This window comes from Aeromicrobium sp. Root236 (assembly GCF_001428805.1).
Lineage (GTDB): Bacteria > Actinomycetota > Actinomycetes > Propionibacteriales > Nocardioidaceae > Aeromicrobium.
The window spans coordinates 2,968,700-2,986,465 of record NZ_LMIS01000001.1 but is presented as its reverse complement, the minus strand read 5'-3'; the positions used below and the strand labels follow the sequence as shown (position 1 = coordinate 2,986,465).

Annotated in this window: 21 protein-coding genes and 4 tRNA genes; 10 read left to right on the top strand and 15 right to left on the bottom strand. The window is 69.1% G+C overall.

Going from position 1 to position 17,766, the window contains the following annotated elements; all coding sequences use genetic code 11:
* The first annotated feature begins 140 nt into the window (after window positions 1–140).
* Together ASE12_RS15060 and ASE12_RS15055 are read left to right on the top strand one after the other, a co-directional pair.
* Window positions 141–1,460, top strand: coding sequence for a UDP-glucose/GDP-mannose dehydrogenase family protein (locus ASE12_RS15060; RefSeq protein WP_056402330.1), 1,320 nt, complete (start codon window positions 141–143; stop codon window positions 1,458–1,460).
* Window positions 1,461–1,552: 92 nt separating this feature from the next.
* Window positions 1,553–2,812 (top strand): nucleotide sugar dehydrogenase, encoded by a 1,260-nt coding sequence (locus ASE12_RS15055; protein ID WP_056402327.1) that lies wholly within the window; start codon window positions 1,553–1,555, stop codon window positions 2,810–2,812.
* Between the two features lie 60 nt (window positions 2,813–2,872).
* On the opposite strand, the gene ASE12_RS15050 is transcribed toward ASE12_RS15055, so the two are convergent.
* The 5 genes from ASE12_RS15050 to ASE12_RS15030 are packed head-to-tail and all read right to left on the bottom strand — an operon-like array spanning window position 2,873 to window position 6,999.
* On the bottom strand, window positions 2,873–4,162 hold the full coding sequence (locus ASE12_RS15050) for a class I SAM-dependent methyltransferase (protein ID WP_056402325.1): 1,290 nt from the start codon (window positions 4,160–4,162) through the stop codon (window positions 2,873–2,875).
* A complete protein-coding gene (locus tag ASE12_RS15045) occupies window positions 4,159–5,517 on the bottom strand; it encodes an FAD-binding oxidoreductase (protein WP_157412960.1) in 1,359 nt (452 codons plus the stop codon). Before ASE12_RS15045 ends, ASE12_RS15050 begins: the two co-directional genes overlap by 4 nt.
* Window positions 5,518–5,565: 48 nt before the next feature.
* Window positions 5,566–5,991, bottom strand: a complete 426-nt coding sequence (aroQ, locus tag ASE12_RS15040; protein WP_056402320.1) for a type II 3-dehydroquinate dehydratase — start codon at window positions 5,989–5,991, stop codon at window positions 5,566–5,568.
* A 5-nt stretch (window positions 5,992–5,996) separates the two neighbouring features.
* Window positions 5,997–6,656 carry a pirin family protein gene (locus ASE12_RS15035; RefSeq protein ID WP_056402317.1) on the bottom strand — a complete coding sequence of 220 codons (660 nt, stop codon included), beginning with the start codon at window positions 6,654–6,656 and terminating at the stop codon, window positions 5,997–5,999.
* Complete coding sequence (locus ASE12_RS15030) at window positions 6,649–6,999, bottom strand: metallopeptidase family protein (protein WP_056402314.1); 351 nt, start codon at window positions 6,997–6,999, stop codon at window positions 6,649–6,651. Before ASE12_RS15030 ends, ASE12_RS15035 begins: the two co-directional genes overlap by 8 nt.
* 67 nt (window positions 7,000–7,066) lie before the next feature.
* On the opposite strand from ASE12_RS15030, the gene ASE12_RS15025 reads away from it, so the two are divergent.
* Window positions 7,067–7,142 (top strand) — tRNA-Glu (locus ASE12_RS15025).
* 244 nt (window positions 7,143–7,386) lie between these two features.
* Here ASE12_RS15025 and ASE12_RS15020 read toward each other — a convergent pair.
* The 6 genes from ASE12_RS15020 to ASE12_RS20125 all read right to left on the bottom strand — a co-directional run bounded on the left by ASE12_RS15020 (window position 7,387) and on the right by ASE12_RS20125 (window position 8,915).
* Window positions 7,387–7,457 (bottom strand) — tRNA-Cys (locus tag ASE12_RS15020).
* A gap of 16 nt (window positions 7,458–7,473) precedes the next feature.
* The gene (locus ASE12_RS15015; protein WP_235508923.1) at window positions 7,474–7,920 is read right to left on the bottom strand and encodes an HNH endonuclease; all 447 of its coding nucleotides are present in this window, start codon (window positions 7,918–7,920) and stop codon (window positions 7,474–7,476) included.
* Between the two features lie 113 nt (window positions 7,921–8,033).
* Window positions 8,034–8,104 (bottom strand) — tRNA-His (locus tag ASE12_RS15010).
* A 2-nt stretch (window positions 8,105–8,106) separates the two neighbouring features.
* A tRNA-Arg gene (locus ASE12_RS15005) sits at window positions 8,107–8,178 on the bottom strand.
* A 45-nt stretch (window positions 8,179–8,223) separates the two neighbouring features.
* Window positions 8,224–8,541: a WhiB family transcriptional regulator gene (locus ASE12_RS15000; RefSeq protein ID WP_056402308.1), complete on the bottom strand. Its 318-nt coding sequence runs from the start codon at window positions 8,539–8,541 to the stop codon at window positions 8,224–8,226.
* Window positions 8,542–8,753: 212 nt separating this feature from the next.
* A complete protein-coding gene (locus tag ASE12_RS20125) occupies window positions 8,754–8,915 on the bottom strand; it encodes a hypothetical protein (RefSeq protein WP_157412958.1) in 162 nt (53 codons plus the stop codon).
* Window positions 8,916–9,061: 146 nt separating this feature from the next.
* Between ASE12_RS20125 and ASE12_RS14995 the strand changes: the two genes are divergently transcribed.
* Entirely contained in the window at window positions 9,062–9,460 is a 399-nt protein-coding gene (locus ASE12_RS14995; protein WP_235508922.1) for a YkvA family protein, read from the top strand.
* A gap of 3 nt (window positions 9,461–9,463) precedes the next feature.
* On the opposite strand, the gene ASE12_RS14990 is transcribed toward ASE12_RS14995, so the two are convergent.
* A complete protein-coding gene (locus ASE12_RS14990; RefSeq protein WP_056402302.1) occupies window positions 9,464–9,712 on the bottom strand; it encodes a hypothetical protein in 249 nt (82 codons plus the stop codon).
* Window positions 9,713–9,853: 141 nt separating this feature from the next.
* On the opposite strand from ASE12_RS14990, the gene ASE12_RS14985 reads away from it, so the two are divergent.
* On the top strand, window positions 9,854–10,300 hold the full coding sequence (locus ASE12_RS14985) for a GNAT family N-acetyltransferase (protein ID WP_056402300.1): 447 nt from the start codon (window positions 9,854–9,856) through the stop codon (window positions 10,298–10,300).
* 1 nt (window position 10,301) lies between these two features.
* On the opposite strand, the gene ASE12_RS14980 is transcribed toward ASE12_RS14985, so the two are convergent.
* Complete coding sequence (locus ASE12_RS14980; RefSeq protein ID WP_056402297.1) at window positions 10,302–10,622, bottom strand: hypothetical protein; 321 nt, start codon at window positions 10,620–10,622, stop codon at window positions 10,302–10,304.
* Window positions 10,623–10,683: 61 nt separating this feature from the next.
* Here ASE12_RS14980 and ASE12_RS14975 point away from each other — a divergent pair, with 61 nt between their 5' ends.
* The 3 genes from ASE12_RS14975 to gluQRS are packed head-to-tail and all read left to right on the top strand — an operon-like array spanning window position 10,684 to window position 13,144.
* Complete coding sequence (locus ASE12_RS14975) at window positions 10,684–11,760, top strand: serine hydrolase (protein ID WP_056402294.1); 1,077 nt, start codon at window positions 10,684–10,686, stop codon at window positions 11,758–11,760.
* Window positions 11,757–12,239 carry a hypothetical protein gene (locus tag ASE12_RS14970; RefSeq protein WP_056402291.1) on the top strand — a complete coding sequence of 161 codons (483 nt, stop codon included), beginning with the start codon at window positions 11,757–11,759 and terminating at the stop codon, window positions 12,237–12,239. Before ASE12_RS14975 ends, ASE12_RS14970 begins: the two co-directional genes overlap by 4 nt.
* Before the next feature lie 20 nt (window positions 12,240–12,259).
* Window positions 12,260–13,144: a tRNA glutamyl-Q(34) synthetase GluQRS gene (gene gluQRS / locus ASE12_RS14965; RefSeq protein ID WP_056402287.1), complete on the top strand. Its 885-nt coding sequence runs from the start codon at window positions 12,260–12,262 to the stop codon at window positions 13,142–13,144.
* Here the strand turns inward: gluQRS and ASE12_RS14960 are convergent.
* Both ASE12_RS14960 and ASE12_RS14955 read right to left on the bottom strand, forming a co-directional pair.
* Window positions 13,128–13,943 (bottom strand): alpha/beta fold hydrolase, encoded by an 816-nt coding sequence (locus ASE12_RS14960; protein ID WP_056402284.1) that lies wholly within the window; start codon window positions 13,941–13,943, stop codon window positions 13,128–13,130. The two genes, gluQRS and ASE12_RS14960, sit on opposite strands and share 17 nt — an antisense overlap.
* Window positions 13,944–14,012: 69 nt before the next feature.
* Complete coding sequence (locus ASE12_RS14955; RefSeq protein WP_056402281.1) at window positions 14,013–14,963, bottom strand: hypothetical protein; 951 nt, start codon at window positions 14,961–14,963, stop codon at window positions 14,013–14,015.
* 116 nt (window positions 14,964–15,079) lie between these two features.
* Here ASE12_RS14955 and ASE12_RS14950 point away from each other — a divergent pair, with 116 nt between their 5' ends.
* On the top strand, window positions 15,080–15,619 hold the full coding sequence (locus ASE12_RS14950; RefSeq protein WP_056402279.1) for a TetR/AcrR family transcriptional regulator: 540 nt from the start codon (window positions 15,080–15,082) through the stop codon (window positions 15,617–15,619).
* The gene (locus tag ASE12_RS14945; protein WP_082582305.1) at window positions 15,619–17,748 is read left to right on the top strand and encodes an MMPL family transporter; all 2,130 of its coding nucleotides are present in this window, start codon (window positions 15,619–15,621) and stop codon (window positions 17,746–17,748) included. Before ASE12_RS14950 ends, ASE12_RS14945 begins: the two co-directional genes overlap by 1 nt.
* The last annotated feature ends 18 nt before the right edge of the window (window positions 17,749–17,766 follow it).

Sequence of the window (17,766 nt, the reverse complement as noted above, 5' to 3'; positions counted from 1 at the left end):
GCCACGCCAGCGAAAGGGCCTCGGTCAGGCTACCCGATGCCCACCAGCCCGCCGTCTGGCGCGTGCGAGGGCCGTGACCGCCGTCACGGCGCGGGGCGACGCGCCCTCGAGGCCCCGGCCACGGTTGGTAGCCTCCATTGGTGCACATCTCCGTCATCGGCTGCGGCTACCTCGGTGCCGTCCACGCGGCTTGCATGGCCACGCTCGGCCACGACGTGACCGGCTTCGACGTCGACACCGCCAAGATCGACGCGCTCCAGCGCGGCGAGGCGCCGTTCTTCGAGCCCGGCCTTCCCGCCCTGCTCTCCGAGGCCATGGCCACCGGACGCCTGTCCTTCTCGACCGACCCCGCGTCAGTCCAGGGCGCCACCGTCCACTTCGTCTGCGTGGGCACCCCGCAGACCGCCGGCAGCGACGCGGCCGACATGACGTACGTCGACGCCGCCTTCACGGCCCTGCTCCCCCACCTCAACGACGGCGACCTGGTCGTCGGCAAGTCGACGGTCCCGGTCGGCACGGCCGAGCGCCTCGCCGAGCAGCTCGCTGCGGCTCCCCAGTCGGCGACGCTCGTGTGGAACCCCGAGTTCCTCAGAGAGGGCTTCGCGGTCAAGGACACGCTCCACCCCGACCGGGTCGTCTACGGCGTGCCCGACGGCCCGGCCGGCGAACGCGCCACACAGGTGCTCGACGAGGTCTACGCGGCTCCGCTCGCCGACGGCACGCCACGCATCGTGACCGACTACGCCACGGCACAGCTCGTCAAGGTCGCCGCGAACTCGTTCCTCGCGACCAAGATCTCGTTCATCAACGCGATGGCCGAGCTGTGCGAGGCCACGGGCGCCGACGTCACCCAGCTCGCCGACGCGATCGGCCACGACGCCCGCATCGGACGACGCTTCCTCAACGCCGGCCTGGGGTTCGGCGGCGGGTGCCTGCCCAAGGACATCCGCGCGTTCATGGCGCGGGCCGACGAGCTCGGCGTCGACCAGGCCCTCAGCTTCCTGCGCGAGGTCGACGCGATCAACGCCCGCCGGCGTGAGCGCATGGTCGCGCTGGCGCAGGACGAGCTCGGTGGCTCGGTCTCGGGCCGCCGCATCGCCGTGCTCGGCGCCTCGTTCAAGCCCAACAGCGACGACATCCGCGACTCACCGGCGCTCGACGTGGCCGCGAGCCTCGACGAGCTCGGCGCGCACGTCGTCGTGACCGATCCCGAGGCCAACGCCAACGCCAAGGCGCGGCAGCCCCAGCTCACGTTCGCCCCGTCGGCCGAGGACGCCGTCGCGGGCGCCGAGCTGGTCCTCCTGCTCACCGAGTGGCAGGAGTTCGTCGACCTCGACCCCACCGCCCTCGGCGCGCTGGTCGACTCCCGGAGGATCCTCGACGGACGCAATGCGCTCGACCCGGCGGCCTGGCGCGCGGCCGGCTGGACCTACCGGGCGCTCGGCCGCGGCAAGCACTGACGCCGACTGGGCATTGCCGTGAATTTCAGTCCCTGTGACCCGCTGCGGTAATCTTCGGCAGGCACCACGCACCCCACCTGAAGGAAACGACCTTGTCCATCGACATGGCAATCATCGGCCTCGGCTACGTCGGGCTTCCGCTCGCCCAGCAGGCTTCTCGCTCCGGGCTCCGCGTCGCCGGATTCGACGTCAACGGTGCGATGGTCGAGTCGCTCAACAGCGGCACGAGCCACATCGACGACCTGACCGATGCCGACATCGCCGAGATGATCTCGCTCGGCTTCACCGCGACGACTGACGAGGCCATCCTCGCGGAGGCCGACGCGATCGTCATCTGCGTGCCGACCCCGCTCTCGGTCGAGGGTGAGCCCGACCTGGGTGCGGTCATCGCCGCCACCACGACGATCTCGCGCCAGCTCCGCAGCCAGCACCTCGTGGTCCTCGAGTCGACGACCTACCCCGGCACGACCGACGAGGTCGTCCGCCCGATCCTGGAGAAGACCGGCCTCGTCGCCGGCGTCGACTTCCACCTCGCCTTCAGCCCCGAGCGCGTCGACCCGGGCAACCCGACGTACGGCATCGCCAACACGCCCAAGGTGGTCGGCGGTCACACGCCGGAGTCGACCGAGGTCGCCGCAGCGTTCTACGGCCGCTTCATCGAGACCGTGATCCCCTCCAAGGGCACGCGCGAGGCCGAGATGACCAAGCTGCTGGAGAACACCTACCGGCACATCAACATCGCGCTGGTCAACGAGATGGCGCAGTTCTGCCACGAGATGGACATCGACCTGTGGGAGGTCATCCGCAACGCGGCGACCAAGCCGTTCGGCTTCCAGGCCTTCTTCCCCGGCCCCGGCGTCGGCGGGCACTGCATCCCGATCGACCCCAACTACCTGTCCTACAAGGTGCGCGCGACCCTCGGCCGGCCGTTCCAGTTCGTCGAGCTGGCGCAATCGATCAACCTGCAGATGCCGGCGTACGTCGTCGAGCGCGTCATCGACCTGCTCAACGACGAGGGCAAGGCGCTGCGCGGATCGACGATCCTGCTGCTCGGCGTGACCTACAAGCCCAACATCGCCGACCAGCGCGAGTCGCCCGCGACCGCGCTCGCGCAGCTGCTGCTCGACAAGGGCGCCAACCTCGTGTTCCACGACCCGCACGTCGAGACCTGGACGCCCAACGGGGTCAGCGTGACCCGGGCCGACGACCTCGACGAGGCGCTCCGCTCGGCCGACGTGTCGGTCCTGCTGCAGAACCACAAGCAGTACGACCTCGACGAGATCGCCTCGGCGGCCAAGTGCCTGTTCGACACCAAGGGCGCGACGGACGATCCCAAGGTCGCTCGCCTCTGACCCGCACGCACGACCGGCCCTGACGCTCTCGCGTCAGGGCCGGTTGTCGTTGGTGGGTGCTCAGCTGCCCCAGGTCGGCCGCAACGGCCAGTCGGCGTTGCCCTGCGCGTCGGTCTTGACCGCGAGGACGTGGTGCAGCTCGATCTCGTTGCGCTCGAAGGCGAGCCGCGAGCCGGCCATGTAGATGCCCCAGACCTTGGCGCGGCCGATGCTGACCTCGCCCAGCGCCTCGTCCCAGTTGTCGACGAGGTTGTCGCACCAGCCCTTGAGGGTCATCGCGTAGTGCTCGCGGAGGTTCTCGACGTGGCGCACCTCGAGCCCGGCATCCTGCGCCGCGACGGTGATGCGGCCGACGCCGGTCAGCTCGCCGTCGGGGAACACGTAGCGGTCGATGAACGCACCGGTCGACATGGTCTTGTTGTGCGGCCGCGTGATGCAGTGGTTGAGCAGCCGGCCGCCGACCTTGAGGTGGTCGTGGAGGAACCCGAAGTACGCCGGGTAGTTGCGGACGCCGATGTGCTCGGTGAGGCCGATCGAGCTGATCGCGTCGAACTCGGTCTCGGTGACGTCGCGGTAGTCCATGAACCGCACCTCGGCCAGGTCGTCGAGGCCCTGACGCTTGATCTCCTCCTGGGCCCAGGTGGCCTGCTCGCGGGACAGCGTCACGCCGAGCACCTTGACGCCGTAGTGCTTGGCGGCGTGGCGGACCATGCCGCCCCAGCCGCAGCCGATGTCGAGCAGCCGCTGGCCCGGCTTGAGGTCGAGCTTGCGGGCGATGAGGTCGTACTTCTCGTACTGCGCCTCCTCGAGCGTCGAGTCGAGCCTCGGGAAGACGGCGCACGTGTAGGTCATCGATGGGCCGAGCACGAGCTCGTAGAAGCGGTTGGAGACGTCGTAGTGGTGGTGGATCGCCTCGGCGTCACGCTTCTTGTTGTGCCGCAGGCCCTCCATCGCACGGCGCCACTTGGGGAGGTGCTCCTCCGGCGGCGGCGGCGGGGGCTTGAGGTTGCCGAACCCGAGGCTGCGGACGATCTGCACCATCTCGGCGGCCGACGGCACCTTGAACTTGAGCTGGCTCATGATCAGGACCATGGCGTCGTAGGGGTTGCCCGGATGAACACCCTCGAGCTCGAGGTCACCCGAGACGTAGGCCCGGGCGAAGCCGAGGTCGCCGGGCGCGGTCATCAGGTAGGACAGGCCGCGCTCGTTGACGAGTCGCAGCTTGATGGGGGCGTCCTCCGGTCCAGCCACGCTGCCGTCGAAGGCCTCGAAGCGGAACGGCAGGCCGTCCTTCATGAGCCGGCCGAGCGCATCCGCGATCGACAGTCGTACTCCCACGTCTGTGGTCATGAGTTCCTCACCGCTTTCTCGTACAGGGTGCTCAGTCTGCCCTCGGGGTCGTATCGCCCTCGGGCGGCGGCGAGCACCTCGCCGCCGTACATCTGCTCGAACGTCTCCTGGTCGTAGAACGCCTCGGAGTAGAGCGACTTGTGCCCGCCGAGGCTGTGCACGAAGTCCTCGATCTTGCGGTTGACCATGCCCTCGGGTGAGCCGGCCGGCACCTCGACGGTGCCCCAGAACCCGGCGTTGACGTAGGTCTCGCCGGGCGTCAGCGGGTAGACCGGCCACGGCCGCGTCGTACGCAGGGGGCACAGCCACACGGGGCGCATGCCGACCTCGGCGTCGAACCACTCGAGGAACTCCGGCAGCCGGTCGACCGGGACCTCGACGTCCTGGATGACCCGTTCGCGGCCCGGCACCTTCTTGATGCGGTCGAGAACCTTGCTCAGGCCGATCTTCTCGTCGAGCCCGACGAGCCGGTGGTAGACGTCGCTGCGGCGCCACCTGGTCGGCCAGACCTTGCGGACCCACTTGTTCTGCGCGCCGAACGCCCCCGAGCACCAGAACCAGTCGGTGTCCCAGCGCCAGATGTAGTCATTCATCGTCAGGGCGTCGGTCTCGCGGGTCTGGATCGACCGGTAGTAGATCTGCTGGCCGGTGTAGTCGCTGACCGTCTGCGGCGTGTCGGTGAAGTGCGCGAGCGTCAGGTAGATCTCGTCGGGGCTGAAGGCCGTGCCGTCGAGGCCGTCGACGCGCTCGCCGTGCCACTCACCCGTCTCGGCGATGACCTCGATCGCCTTGACCGCTGCTGCCGCGTCAGCCACCTGCACGTGGCGAAGGGTGACGAACGGCGGGACCTTCTCGAGCTTGATCGTGAGTCGTGTGGCGTAGCCGAGGCTGCCGTAGGAGTTGGGGAACGCCTCGAACAGGTCGGCGTGCTCGCCCTCGGGCGCCGCCGTCACGATCTCGCCGGAGCCCGTGAGGATGTCCATCTCGAGGACCGACTCGTGCGGCAGCCCGCTGCGGAACGACGTGGACTCGATGCCCAGGCCGGTCACCGCGCCGCCGAGTGTGATCGTGCGCAGCTGCGGGACGACGTAGGGGATGAACCCGTGCGCCAGCGTCTCGGCGACCAGCTGCTCGTAGGTGCAGATGCCCTGCACGTCGGCGGTCTGCGCCTCGGGGTCGATCGCGATGACGCCGTCGAGGCCGCTGACGTCGAGGCCCGGAGAGTCGTTGCCCTGGCGCGGACGGAACAGGTTGGACGTCTTCTTGGCGAGGCGTACGCGATCTCCTGGAGCTATGCGCGCGTACGACGCCAGCAACCGATCAACGGCTTCCCCGTGGGCCTGCCAACCTTTCACGTGTTTCAGGTTAGACCCGGTCGACGACATCGCGCGTCGTAGGTCGCCCTAAGAGACAGCCAGATACCTGATCGCGGCGGCGTAGCCCTCCAGGCCCATGCCGACGACGACCGCCGCGGCGATGTCGCTGAGGTAGGACGTGTGGCGGAACGCCTCGCGGGCGTGCACGTTGCTGAGGTGCACCTCGACGAGCGGAGCGCTGAGCTGGCTCGCCGCATCACGGACGGCGACCGAGGTGTGGGTCCAGGCGCCGGCGTTGAGGATCACCGGCGAGCCCGCGTCTGCGGCGTCGTGCAGCCAGCCGATCATCTCGGACTCGGTGTCGGTCTGGCGTACGTCGACCTCGACGCCTGACTCCTTGGCGACCTCTTCGCAGCGGGCCACCAGGTCGGCGTACGTCGCGGTGCCGTAGACGTCGGGCTCGCGCACGCCGAGACGGCCGAGATTGGGGCCGTTGAGGACGAGGACCGTCATCCGTGTCACCTCTGCAGTTGCCAGATCAGCGCGGTTGCGGCGCTGGACGCCCTCAGATCGTACTCACCCTCGTCCGTCAGCCGGGCCTCATCGCCCTCGGTGAGCGTCGCGTCGCCCACGACGAGTGATCCCTCGGTGACGTGCACGAGGCTGCGGCGGGCGGCGGGGACCGTCACGGACTGGCCGGCGGTCAGGCGTACGACGAACAGCTCGGCGGACGTGTGGACGTCGACCGTCGGGGTCAGCTCGCCGGGCCGCGGGTCGACGTCGACCTGCGCGTACTCCGGCTCCGCGTCGTGGTCCGAGCTCAGCATCATCTGCACGAAGACCAGGGGCTCGTCGTTCGACGCGTTCTGCTCCGAGTGCTGGACACCGGTGCCGGCGCTCAACCGCTGCGCGGTGCCCGGGGTGATGATGCCGCGGTGGCCCGTGCCGTCCTCGTGCTGCAGCGCGCCCTCGAGCACCCAGGTCACGATCTCGACGTCGGCGTGGTGGTGCAGCTCGTAGCCGCGCCCCGCATCGATGCGCTCGGTGTTGATCGCGATGAGCGGGCCGAAGCCGACGTTGTCCGGGTCGTAGTGCCGCCCGTACGAGAAGCTGTGCCACGTGGTCACGCCGTCGCCGTCGGTGCGGAAACGGTTGTCGGCGCGGCGGATCTCAGGCATAGCCCAGCTCGTGCAGTCGGTCGTCCTCGATGCCGAAGTGGTGGGCGATCTCGTGCACCACGGTGATGCCGACCTCCTCGACGACGTCCTCCTCGGTGTCGCAGATCGCCAGCGTCGGGTTGCGGTAGACGTAGATGCGGTCGGGCATCACCCCGCCGTACGACGTGTCGCGCTCGGTCAGCGGGATGCCGTCGTAGAAGCCCAGCAGCGTCGGATCGTCGGCAGGGGCGTCGTCCTCGATGAACAGCACGACGTTGTCGAGCAGCGCCGCGAGCTCGGGCGGCACCGCGTCGAACGCCGCCTCGACCAGCTCGGCGAAGCGATCCTCGCTGACCTCGATCATGCCTCCATCCTGCCTGATGCGGTTTGGGCGGCACATCCTTCACCCACTATGCTGAACGGGTTTTCCGGCCCCCATCGTCTAGCGGCCTAGGACGCCGCCCTTTCACGGCGGTAGCACGGGTTCGAATCCCGTTGGGGGTGCCACAACAGCTCCAAAGAGCAGCACCACGCTGGTTGAGGTGCGGAGGCCGCCAGCGGCCGAAGCCTCGAAACCAGACGCCGCCCTGTGCCCATACGCGGCAGCCACGGGTTCGAATCCCGTTGGGGGTGCGAGCACCACGCTGGTTGAGGTGCGGAGGCCGCCAGCGGCCGAAGCCTCGAAACCAGACGCAGCCCTGTCTCACGGCGGCAGCTAGGGGTTCGTCACCCATGCTAGGGAAGGATCCAGAGCTCCCGGCCGGATTCGAACCGGCGTCTTCGGCTTTGCAGGCCGCTGCCTCTCCACTCGGCCACGGGAACGGGCACCGACCCGAGCTCAGCCGATGGCGGCGAGCTGGGCTCGGGTCGGAACGAAGGGACTGAACCGCAGCGTCATCCGCGCCTCCGCTGGCGTGCGGTCGCCCTTGCGGTGGTTGCAGGGTCCGCACGCCGCAACGGTGTTCGTCCACTCCCACAGACCTCCCCGCGAGGCGGGCAGGATGTGGTCGACAGTCTCGGCCCGGCGACCGCAGTAGGCGCACGTGTGCCGGTCGCGGCGCAGCAGGTTAGAGCGCGACCAGGCTCCGTCGCGGTAGAGCCACGTCGTCACGACATAGCGCACGAGACGAATCACGGTCGGCCACGGATGTGGGCCGATCATGCGATCGACCCGACCCTCCTCGACCGTCGCGACCTCCCGGAAGAGCATGCGGACGGCGTGCTTGAAGGGCACGCTGCCGAGCCGCTCGTAGGAGGCGTTCAGGAGCGCCACGTCAGTACTCACCGTCAACCTCCTTTCCGAAGTCATGGGTCGATCGGGTGAATGTGCCCCCACCTGGACTCGAACCAGGCTGCCCGGCTTCGGAAGCCGGACGGTAGGTCCGCTACTGGAGGCTGGGTGTCCGACCGGAATTGAACCGGTACCGCCTCCGTCACAAGGAGGCGTGCTGCCTTTACACCACGGACACAGCACGCTCGGGAGGAATCGAACCTCCGTCTCCGGCTTCGTAGGCCGGCGTCGTGTCCCCTGGACCACGAGCGCAGGTGGCTGCTGGGAACAAGTCCCTGTCGCGCGCAGCCAGCACGGTCAGGCAACGGCCATCTTGGACGGCCGCCCCCGACGCTTGACGCCGTTCTGCGGCACGCCCTCAGCGAAGAGAGCGCCGCCCCAGACCCCGGACTCGGCCCGCGCCACGGCGATGGTGAGGCACAGGTTCCGCACCGCACAGTCGTCACAGATCGAGACGGCGACAGCGAGGGCGTCGTCGTCGGTCGGGAAGAACACGTCCGGATCGATGCCGGCACATGCCCAAGCCACGTCCGGCGTCGGGTGCTCGTACGCACCGTTGACCGCCGTGGTGTTCAGGATCAGCGCGTACGCGTCCTCCGTCCGTACCTTCTTCATGTGCCGTCACCTCCTTTCTGTTGTGTTGTCTGATGAAGAGTGGTTGCGGGACCACGAGTCGAACGTGGACCGTCGGGCTCATGAGACCCGTGGCGTCGCCTGACACCCGCATCGGCGCTTCTCTCGGCACCTGTATCTGGACATGCAAAAGGGCCGCCCCAAGGAGGTGTCTGCCTCGCTGGAACGGCCCGCATGACGGGTGCGAAAGGCACCTACATGGGCAGCTCCTGGACGAACGACAGCCGCGCGTGGCAGCCCTCATTCGTCGCCAAGGCAGCGGATCCGAATCGCTTCGGCATGGCAGCACGAAGCGCACGAAGCGCACGATCGGCGGTCAGGCCGGTCGCGCCGTCATGGCTGCGATACGTACTCATCGGTGGTGCCTCTCATGTCGGGGGCGTCGGTGCCCTCTGGATCAACGGTAGGGGCTGACCGACGATTCCTCCAAGCGAATTAATCGCCCGGCCCCTCGGCCCTCTCGACGGCGCACCTGGGCTCAAGGAGTGACAGGATGCGAAGCGTGCCGAACTGGGTGGGGATCGCAGGCGTCTGCGTGGCCAGCCTCCTGGTCATCTGGCTGGCGATGCTGGCGATCCTCTGGCGCGTGAAGCCCGACGAGCTGACCGTGCGGGACGCGGCGCGGCTCGTGCCCGACCTGCTACGACTCGTCAAGCGCCTGGCGGGCGACCGGGGCCTCCCGCGCGGGATTCGCGTACGCCTGGTCCTGCTCCTCGGCTACCTCGCGGTGCCGATCGACCTGGTCCCCGACTTCATCCCGGTCCTGGGCTACGCCGACGACATCGTCATCGTCGCGCTGGTGCTCCGCTCAGTCGTACGCGCCGCCGGTCCCGAGGCGCTCGAACGGCACTGGCCGGGTACGCCGGAGGGCCTGCAGGTCGTACGCACACTCTGCCGATAGCGATCAGGTGCTCGAGGCCGGCGCGCCCGGCATGACGAGCCGGACGCCCTCCCCCGGAGCCCAGCCGTCAGGGATGTCGAAGTGTGAGAGGTCGATCGACGGTGCTCCGTTGGTGCCCGAACGCCCGTCGTGGTCCGTCGTCTGGCCCAAGGGCGACCACGGCATGGGGTTGATGACGAAGGCCAGGGCGATGAGGACCAGCGCGGCGACGATCGCCAGGCCCCGTGCGTAGTCGCGAAGTGCCTCGTCCATGGTGCCTCCTGATCGGGGCCACGCACGTACGCCGCCCCACGCCCCCGAGGCGCACCGCGTAGACATCTCTACCGGCACCAACGACCTGAGCGCTCAGGCGTTATCCGGTCGCCGGGCGCAGGTCCGTGGGACCCTGTTCCGGTGAAGGTCATCCGCGCGCAGCTCTTCGACGTCTCCCAGGCCGCTCCCCTCTTCGCGGCGTACCGCGAGTTCTACGGCGAGCCGTACGACCTGGATGCTTCGGCGTCGTTCCTGGCCAGCCGGCTGGCGCGCGACGAGTCGATCGTGCTGATCGCGCAGGACGACGACGGCGTGGCGGTCGGTTTCAGCCAGATCTACCCCGCGTTCTCGTCGACCCGACTGGCCCCGATCTGGATCCTCAACGACCTGTACGTCTCAGAGGAGGCACGCGGCACGGGCGCCGTCGACGCGCTGCTCGACACCGCGGCGACCTTGGCCGTCGACGCCGGCGCGATCGCGATCGAGCTGTCGACCGCGCACACCAACCTTCGCGCGCAGGCTGTCTACGACCGCAGCGGCTACCAGGCCGACACCGTCTACAAGCACTACGAGAAGCCGCTGCCCTGACTCAACGCTGGGCGACGTGGACGACGAGGTTCACCACCACTGCGAGCAGGACCGTGCCGAGCACGTCGAGGTTGACCCGGCGATGGCTGACCACCTCGGCTCCACGGGTGGTCGTGCGCTCGATGAGGCTGAACATCACGCCGAGCACGCCCGCGGACACCAGGACCCAGAACGCCGGCTGGGTGTCACCGCCGTTGACGATGGTGAGGATCAGCGCCACCACCGCGGTCGCGAGCGTCTTGGTCCCGTAGATGAACGAGCGGGTGCCGATCGGGCGGTCCGCCACGGAGTCGGGCTCGTCCGGCGTGTGGATCTCGGCCATGCCTCGAGCCTAATGCGCCAACTCCACCCCCGCGCGGTGTGTGACATGGCACTGTGTCGCCATGCTTCGTGAGCCCGACTGGTCGTCGGTCGTCGACCTCGTGCAGCGATCCGTCGACTCCGGAGACGAGATCGGCGCCGGCGTCTCGGTGTGGCACGGCCGCGAGCAGGTGCTCGACCTCGCGGTCGGCACCCGCAACGACAGCGGCGACCGGTGGCAGGTCGACACGTTGGTCCACACGTACTCGGTGGCGAAGCCGTTCGCCGCTCTTGCCGCCCTCACCGCGGTGGCCGACGGTGCGATCGGGCTCGACCAGCCGATCGCCGACGTCTGGCCGGCGTTTGCCTCGCACGGCAAGGGCACCACGACCCTGCGCCACGTGCTGTCGCACCAGTCCGGCCTCTACGCGTTCCCGCCGGCGGCCTCGACGATCGACCCGCTCGACGGCGAGGCGCTCGTCGAGGCGCTCGCCGACGCCGTGCCCCTGCACGCTCCCGGCGAGGGCATCGCCGAGCACGCACTGACGTACGGGCACCTGCTCCACGGCGTCGTGCAGAAGGCGACCGGCGAGAGTCTGGTCGACAGGTTCGCCGGCCTCGCCACGACGTACGACTGGGACCTGCACCTCTCCGTGCAAGACGCCGACCTGCCGCGCGTCGCCGACCTGGCGTACCTCGACCCCGGCTGGGCCGACGGCTACCTCACCAGCCCGAACGACGCACTGACCGCCTCCCTCGACCGACCAACAGGTCCGCTCGACGTCGACCTGGTCAACAGCGACCGCTGGCGTACGGACTGGTTCCCCGCGATCGGGCTGCACGCCACGGCGTCGGCGCTCGCCGGGTTCTACGCCGGCCTGCTCGACCCCGACGGCCCGGTTGCCCAGCGGATCGGGCCCGAGCTGCTGCGGGAGTACACCTCGGTGCAGGCGGCCGGTCACGACCTCGTGCTCGACCGCGAGGTGTCGTGGACGTTCGGCTTCCAGCGCGACGACGTCGAGATCGGCATGGGCGGCATCGGCGGCTCGTCCGCCTGGGTGTCGACCGCGAAGGGCTACTCCTGCGCGTACGTCACCCGCGGCCTGGCGACCCACGACCGCGTCGACGCGGTGTGGCACCAGATCGAGAAACTGCTGTGAAGGTCGGCGCGCGCGAGAAGGGGCTGGGCTGGGCCGGAGCCGAGCTCGTGGTGGTCCTCGTCGCGGCGGCCGTGTACGTGGCCACGCTCGCCCAGAGCTCCACGATCTGCACGCTGGCCGGGCCCGGTCCGTCGGTCAGCATTCACCTCCTGGGCAGCGATCCGACGATCCCGGCCACCGGCCAGGCGAAGGTGTGCGGCAAGGATGGCTGCAAGACCGCCAAGCTGCGGTTCCTGCAGGACTGCACCACGACGGACGGCCAGACCCGGTGCCGCCGGATCCTCAGCCGGCGCGACCTGTCCGCGACCGCGGACGTCCCGGACCTGCCGCCGGGCCGACTGACGGTCACGCTGACGGTGACGCAGGCCGGAGCGACCCGGACATTCACCTCCACCGCCACGGCGCGCAGCTACGAGCCCAACGGTGAGGGGTGCGGGACGTTCACGGTCGCCAGCATCACCGTCCCGGCCGAGTCGTAGCCCGGCGACATACTGAAGTGGTGAGCGCCGGACGATATGCCCCTTCGCCGTCGGGAGACCTGCACATCGGCAACCTCCGCACCGCCCTCCTGGCGTGGCTGTGGGCCCGACGCTCCGGGCGTGACTTCCTCATCCGGGTCGAGGACCTCGATCGCGTACGGCCCGGAGCCGAGCAGCGCCAGCTCGACGACCTGCGCGCCCTCGGGCTCGACTGGGACGGCGCACCGGTGCGCCAGTCGCAGCGCCTCGATCTCTACGAAGCCGCGATCGGTCGTCTCGAGGGCGAGGGCCGGGTCTACGAGTGCTTCTGCACCCGCCGGGAGATCCTCGAGGCGCCGACGGCACCCCATCACCCACCCGGCGCCTACCCCGGCACGTGTCGCGACCTGACCGAGGCCGAGCGGGCGGTGCGGCGAGCCGAACGTCCGGCCGCGCTGCGGCTCCGCAGCGAGGTGGCGACGTTCACGGTCGCCGACAAGCTGCACGGCACGTACGAAGGGGCGGTCGACGACTTCGTGCTGCGACGGGGCGACGGCGTGCCCGCCTACAACCTCGCCGTCGTTGTCGACGACGGCGCGCAAGGCGTCGACCAGGTCGTACGCGGCGACGACCTGCTGGCCTCGGCACCGCGTCAGGCCTACCTGGCGACGTTGCTCGGCACGGCCCCGCCGACGTACGTCCACGTGCCGTTGGCGCTCAACCCGGCGGGTCAGCGACTCGCTAAGCGGGACGGAGCGGTGACGTACGCGGAGCTCCGCGACGCCGGCGTCGACGTGTTCGCCCTCATCGCGGACTCCGTCGGTGCCACCGGGAGCAGTCCACGCGAGCTGCTGGAGTCGTTCGACCCTGCGGCGCTGTCCACGCAGCCGTGGGTCTTCGATCCGCCGGTCAGTTCCGGTCGATGAACGCCTCGAGGAGGTCACTGATCGCGTCGGGCTGCTCGATCGTGCTCGAGTGACCCGCGTCCGGCACGATCTCGAGCTGCGAGCCGGGGATCAGCTTGTGGATCGTCTCGGCCTTGGCGACGGGGGTCGCTACGTCGTCGGCGCCCACGACGACGAGGGTCGGCGCCGTGACGTTGCCCAGCTCGTCGGCGATGGGCTCACGGTCGGTGACACCGTAGATCGCCTGCTTCATGCCTGATCGCTTCGCGGCCTTGACCTCGTTGAGCCACGCCTCGACCTGGGGCTCGGACTCGGGGCTCTTGAGGTACGTCGGCCCGAACAGGAGCGGCTTGACCCGTGACGTGACCGGGCCGAGGCCGAACAGGCCGTAGATCTTGGCGAGCAGCCGGTACTGACCGACCTTCTCGGGGTCCTCGGGACCAGCACTCGTGTCGATCAGGCTCAACGAGCGGATCAGCTCCGGACGCCGGGCGGCCAGGCGCATGCCGACGAACCCGCCCATCGACAGCCCCACCCAGTGCACCTTGCCGAGGGCCAGCTCCTTGATGATCGCCGTCGCGTCGTCGGCCAGCGTGTCCATGTCGTAGCCACCGGATGCCGCGGGCGACCGGCCCTGTCCCCGCCAGTCGATCGTCACGCAGCGGTAGCGCGGCGCCAACCGCTCGACCTGGTCGTCGAACATCCGGCCGCTGAACAGCAGGCCATGGCCGAAGACCACGGTCGCGGCGTCAGGCCGGCCGACAGGTGCCTCGGTGTCCTCGATGTTGATCTGTGCGCCGTTGACCTCGACGAGTGCCATGCAGACCTCCTGTTTCCGTCCCCGAGCATGGCAGTGGAGGCCACGCGACGCCAGAGCGGATCCGCGGTGCTACTTGATCGTGACGGTGATCTTGTTGGACCACTTCTGGCGGGTGTCGGTCGAACCGAGGTACTTGAACTTGAACGTCCGCTTGCCCTTGGCGAGTCCGACCAGGTGCACCGTGCGGCTGCCGTTGGTGAATCCGACCGCGGAACGGATCTTCTTCGTGCCGAGGTAGAGGTCGAACCGGCCACCCGCGTTGGGGATGCCGTACTGCGCGGCGCTGACGGACAGCGTGAGCGTCGCCTTGCCCTTGGCCGGCGACGTGCCCTTGATGCGGGCGGACGGGTAGACCTTGATCTTGGTCAGGTTGACGCCGGTGACCGTCTGCCCCGGGGTCGCCACGTCGAACGTGACGTGACGGGTCGGCGGCGCCACGTCCTCCTCGAACACCGCGAACGCGGTGTGCTGGCCGACCGCGAGGCCGGAGAGCCGGAACCCTCCGTCGAGACCCGTGACCGCGAACTGGATCTGGTCGAAGAACGACGGGTCCGGGTCCTCAGGGAACGTGCCGTCGCCCGGCAGCGAGAGCACCTCGACGTTCTTCAGCTTTCGACCCGACGGGGCGGTGACGGAGCCTTCGGCGTGGGACGCCTGCTGCACCACGATGTCGCCCAGCGCGTTCGCCCCGGCGACGATCGTCACCTGCTTGGTGGTCGTCGCGTACTCCGAGTTCTCGTCGTCGTCGGAGATCTCGATCGTCCACGTGCCCGCGGTGAGATCGCTGTCGGAGCCCGAGCTGAAGAGGCCGCCGTTGCGGGTCGTCCCGAGGTAGGCGAAGTCGTCATCGCCCTTGTATGCCACCACGCTCAGCCCGCGGACCCCCACGCCTTCGGTGTCGACGACCCGGCCCGAGGCCGTGGCACTCGTGGCGGCCTGCGCCGAGGCAGTGACGAGGCCGGCAGCAGCCAGTGCGAACGCCGCGACCAGGGCGGCCAGCAGACGAAGATGACGGGACATGTGTCCTCCGATGTATTGCGACAGTGCGTCAGCGTATCCGCCCGAACGCCGCGTGCGCGGACGTTTCACGAAACTCGTGATTGACAAGTTTGTGAGTCATCACTAACTTAATCTCCATGTCACCCGCCACGCGTATGAAAGCCGAGGATCGCAAGGTCCTGATCCTCGAGGCAGCGATCGAGGAGTACGGCCGCTCAGGCATGCACGCGACCTCGACCGAGGTCATCGCCGAGCGCGCCGGGGTGTCGCAGCCCTACCTGTTCCGGCTGTTCGGCACCAAGGCCGGGCTCATCGGCGCGGCGATCGAGCACCACACGCTCAAGCTCCGCCAGACGTTCCGGGAGGCGGCGGAGAACCGCGAGCCCGGCACGTCACCCCTCGAGGCGATGGCGATGGCCTACATCGGCTTCATGAACGACGACGTCAACTCGATGCGGTGCCAGCTGCACACCTGGGCGGCCGGCTCCGACCCCGCGATCAAGGACGTCGCCCAGCGGACCTACCGCGAGATCTGGCAGGACATCGCCGCCCTCAGCGGCGCGACAGCGGACGAGGTCCGCGACTTCATGGCACAAGGGATGCTGCTCACCGTCGTGGCAGCGCTCGACCTCACCGAGCTGTACGGCGACCCGCTCGCCGTCGCAAAGGAGTTCTGATGTTCAGTGCACTCGGCCGCCTGGCCAACACCCACCCGCGCCGCGTGCTCGGCGTGACCGTCCTGTTCTTCGTCATCGCCGGTGTCCTCGGCGGACCCGTGGCGGGACTGCTCAACAGCGACAACGACTCGTTCTCCGACACCGGCGCCGCGAGCGCCCAGGCGATCAACCAGATCGAGAAGGCGGCCGGACAGGACGCCGCACCCAGCCTCATCGCGCTCGTGGACGTCGACGACAAGATGGCGCTGAAGGAGACCAGCGCCATGCTCCGCGACGACGCGTCCGTGGCGCAGGTCGTCGGCGGGCCCGACAAGGGGCCGCAGTTCCTCTCCAAGGACGGCACCAAGACCTACTACGCCGCGATCTATCGCTCCGGCGTCGACGCCGACAAGACCACCGAACGGCTGCGCGACGAGCTCGGCCGGATCAAGGGCGTCCGGGTCGGCGGGTTCGGGCCGGCGTACCAGGAGGTCAACGAGCACGTCGAGGACGACCTCGTGACCGCCGAGCTGATCGCCTTCCCGCTGCTGTTCCTGGTCTCGCTGTGGGTCTTCCGGTCCGCTGTCGCCGCGCTGCTCCCGCTGCTCGTGGGTGGCCTGACGATCGTCACCTCGCTGCTGATCGTGCGCGGCATCAACGAGTTCGTCGACATCTCGATCTTCGCCCTCAACCTCATCACCGGCCTGGGCCTCGGCCTCGCGATCGACTACTCGTTGTTCCTCGTCTCGCGCTATCGCGAGGAGCTCGAACGCGTGGGGCCGGGCGCTGAGGCCGTACGTCGTACCGTCGCCACCGCCGGACGTACCGTCGCCTTCTCCGCGGTCACGGTCGCCGGCGCGGGACTCGCACTGCTGGTCTTCCCGTTGCGGTTCCTCTACTCGATGGGCATCGGCGTGACGGTCGTCGCCCTCGCCGCGGCGGCGGTGTCCCTGATCGTCCTGCCGGCCCTGTTCGCCGTGCTGCAGCACCGGGTCAACGCGCTGGCACCTCGCCGCTGGCGCGAGGCCCAGGTCGCCGAGTCCCGCGCCGAGGTGCAGGGGTTCTGGTACCGCGTGTCCAAGTTCGTCATGCGATTCCCGGTCGGCACGGCGATCGCGGGTGCCGCGATCCTGCTGGCACTGGGCACCCCGTTCCTCGGCGTGAAGTTCACCGGCGTCGACGCCACGGTGCTGCCCGACGGCAGCCCGTCCAAGACGGTCGACACCGTGCTGCGCCAAGACTTCGTCGGGGCCGAGTCCTCCCCCGTCATCGTCGCGGTCACCGCACCGGAGTCGGAGCAGTCCGAGCTCGAGGCGTACGCGTCGACGCTCGGCTCGCTCGACGGGGTCGCTCAGGTCGCCCCGCCGCGATTCCTCGGTGATGACACCTGGCAGCTCGACGTGATCCCGGAGGGCACGACGCTCGACGACAAGACGCTCGACCTGGTCGGAGACATCCGCGACACCAAGGCGCCCGGCGACGTGCTCGTCGGAGGCGCGAGCGCCGAGCAGGTCGACCAGGTCAAGTCGATCGCCGCCAACATCCCGCTGGCGTTGGGCATCCTTGCGGTGCTGACGTTCATCACGCTGTTCCTGATGACGGGCTCGGTGATCCTGCCGATCAAGGCGCTGCTGATGAACGTGCTGACGATCAGTGCGACGTTCGGCGTGCTGGTGCTGATCTTCCAGGACGGCCGGTTCGAGGGCTTCCTCGACTACACGAGCCAGGGCGCGCTGGAGTCGTCGCAACCGGTGTTCCTGTTCGCCGTGGTGTTCGGCCTGTCGACCGACTACGCCGTGTTCCTGCTGACCCGGATCAAGGAGGCCCGCGACGCCGGCGCCGGTGAGCGCGAGTCGGTGGCTCTCGGTCTGCAACGCACCGGACGTATCGTCACGGCGGCCGCGCTGCTGTTCGCGATCGCCCTCGGTGCGTTCGCCACGTCGCAGATCATCTTCATCAAGGAGCTCGGCATCGGCACGGCGCTCGCCGTGCTGATCGACGCGACGATCGTCCGCGCGATGTTGGTGCCGTCGCTCATGGCACTGCTGGGCCGGCGCAACTGGTGGGCCCCGCCGTTCCTGCGCAGGCTGCACGACCGGATCGGCATACGTGAAGGCGGTCCGGCCGAGCTCGACCGCGTCGACGCCTAGGCGTCAGAGACCGGCGGG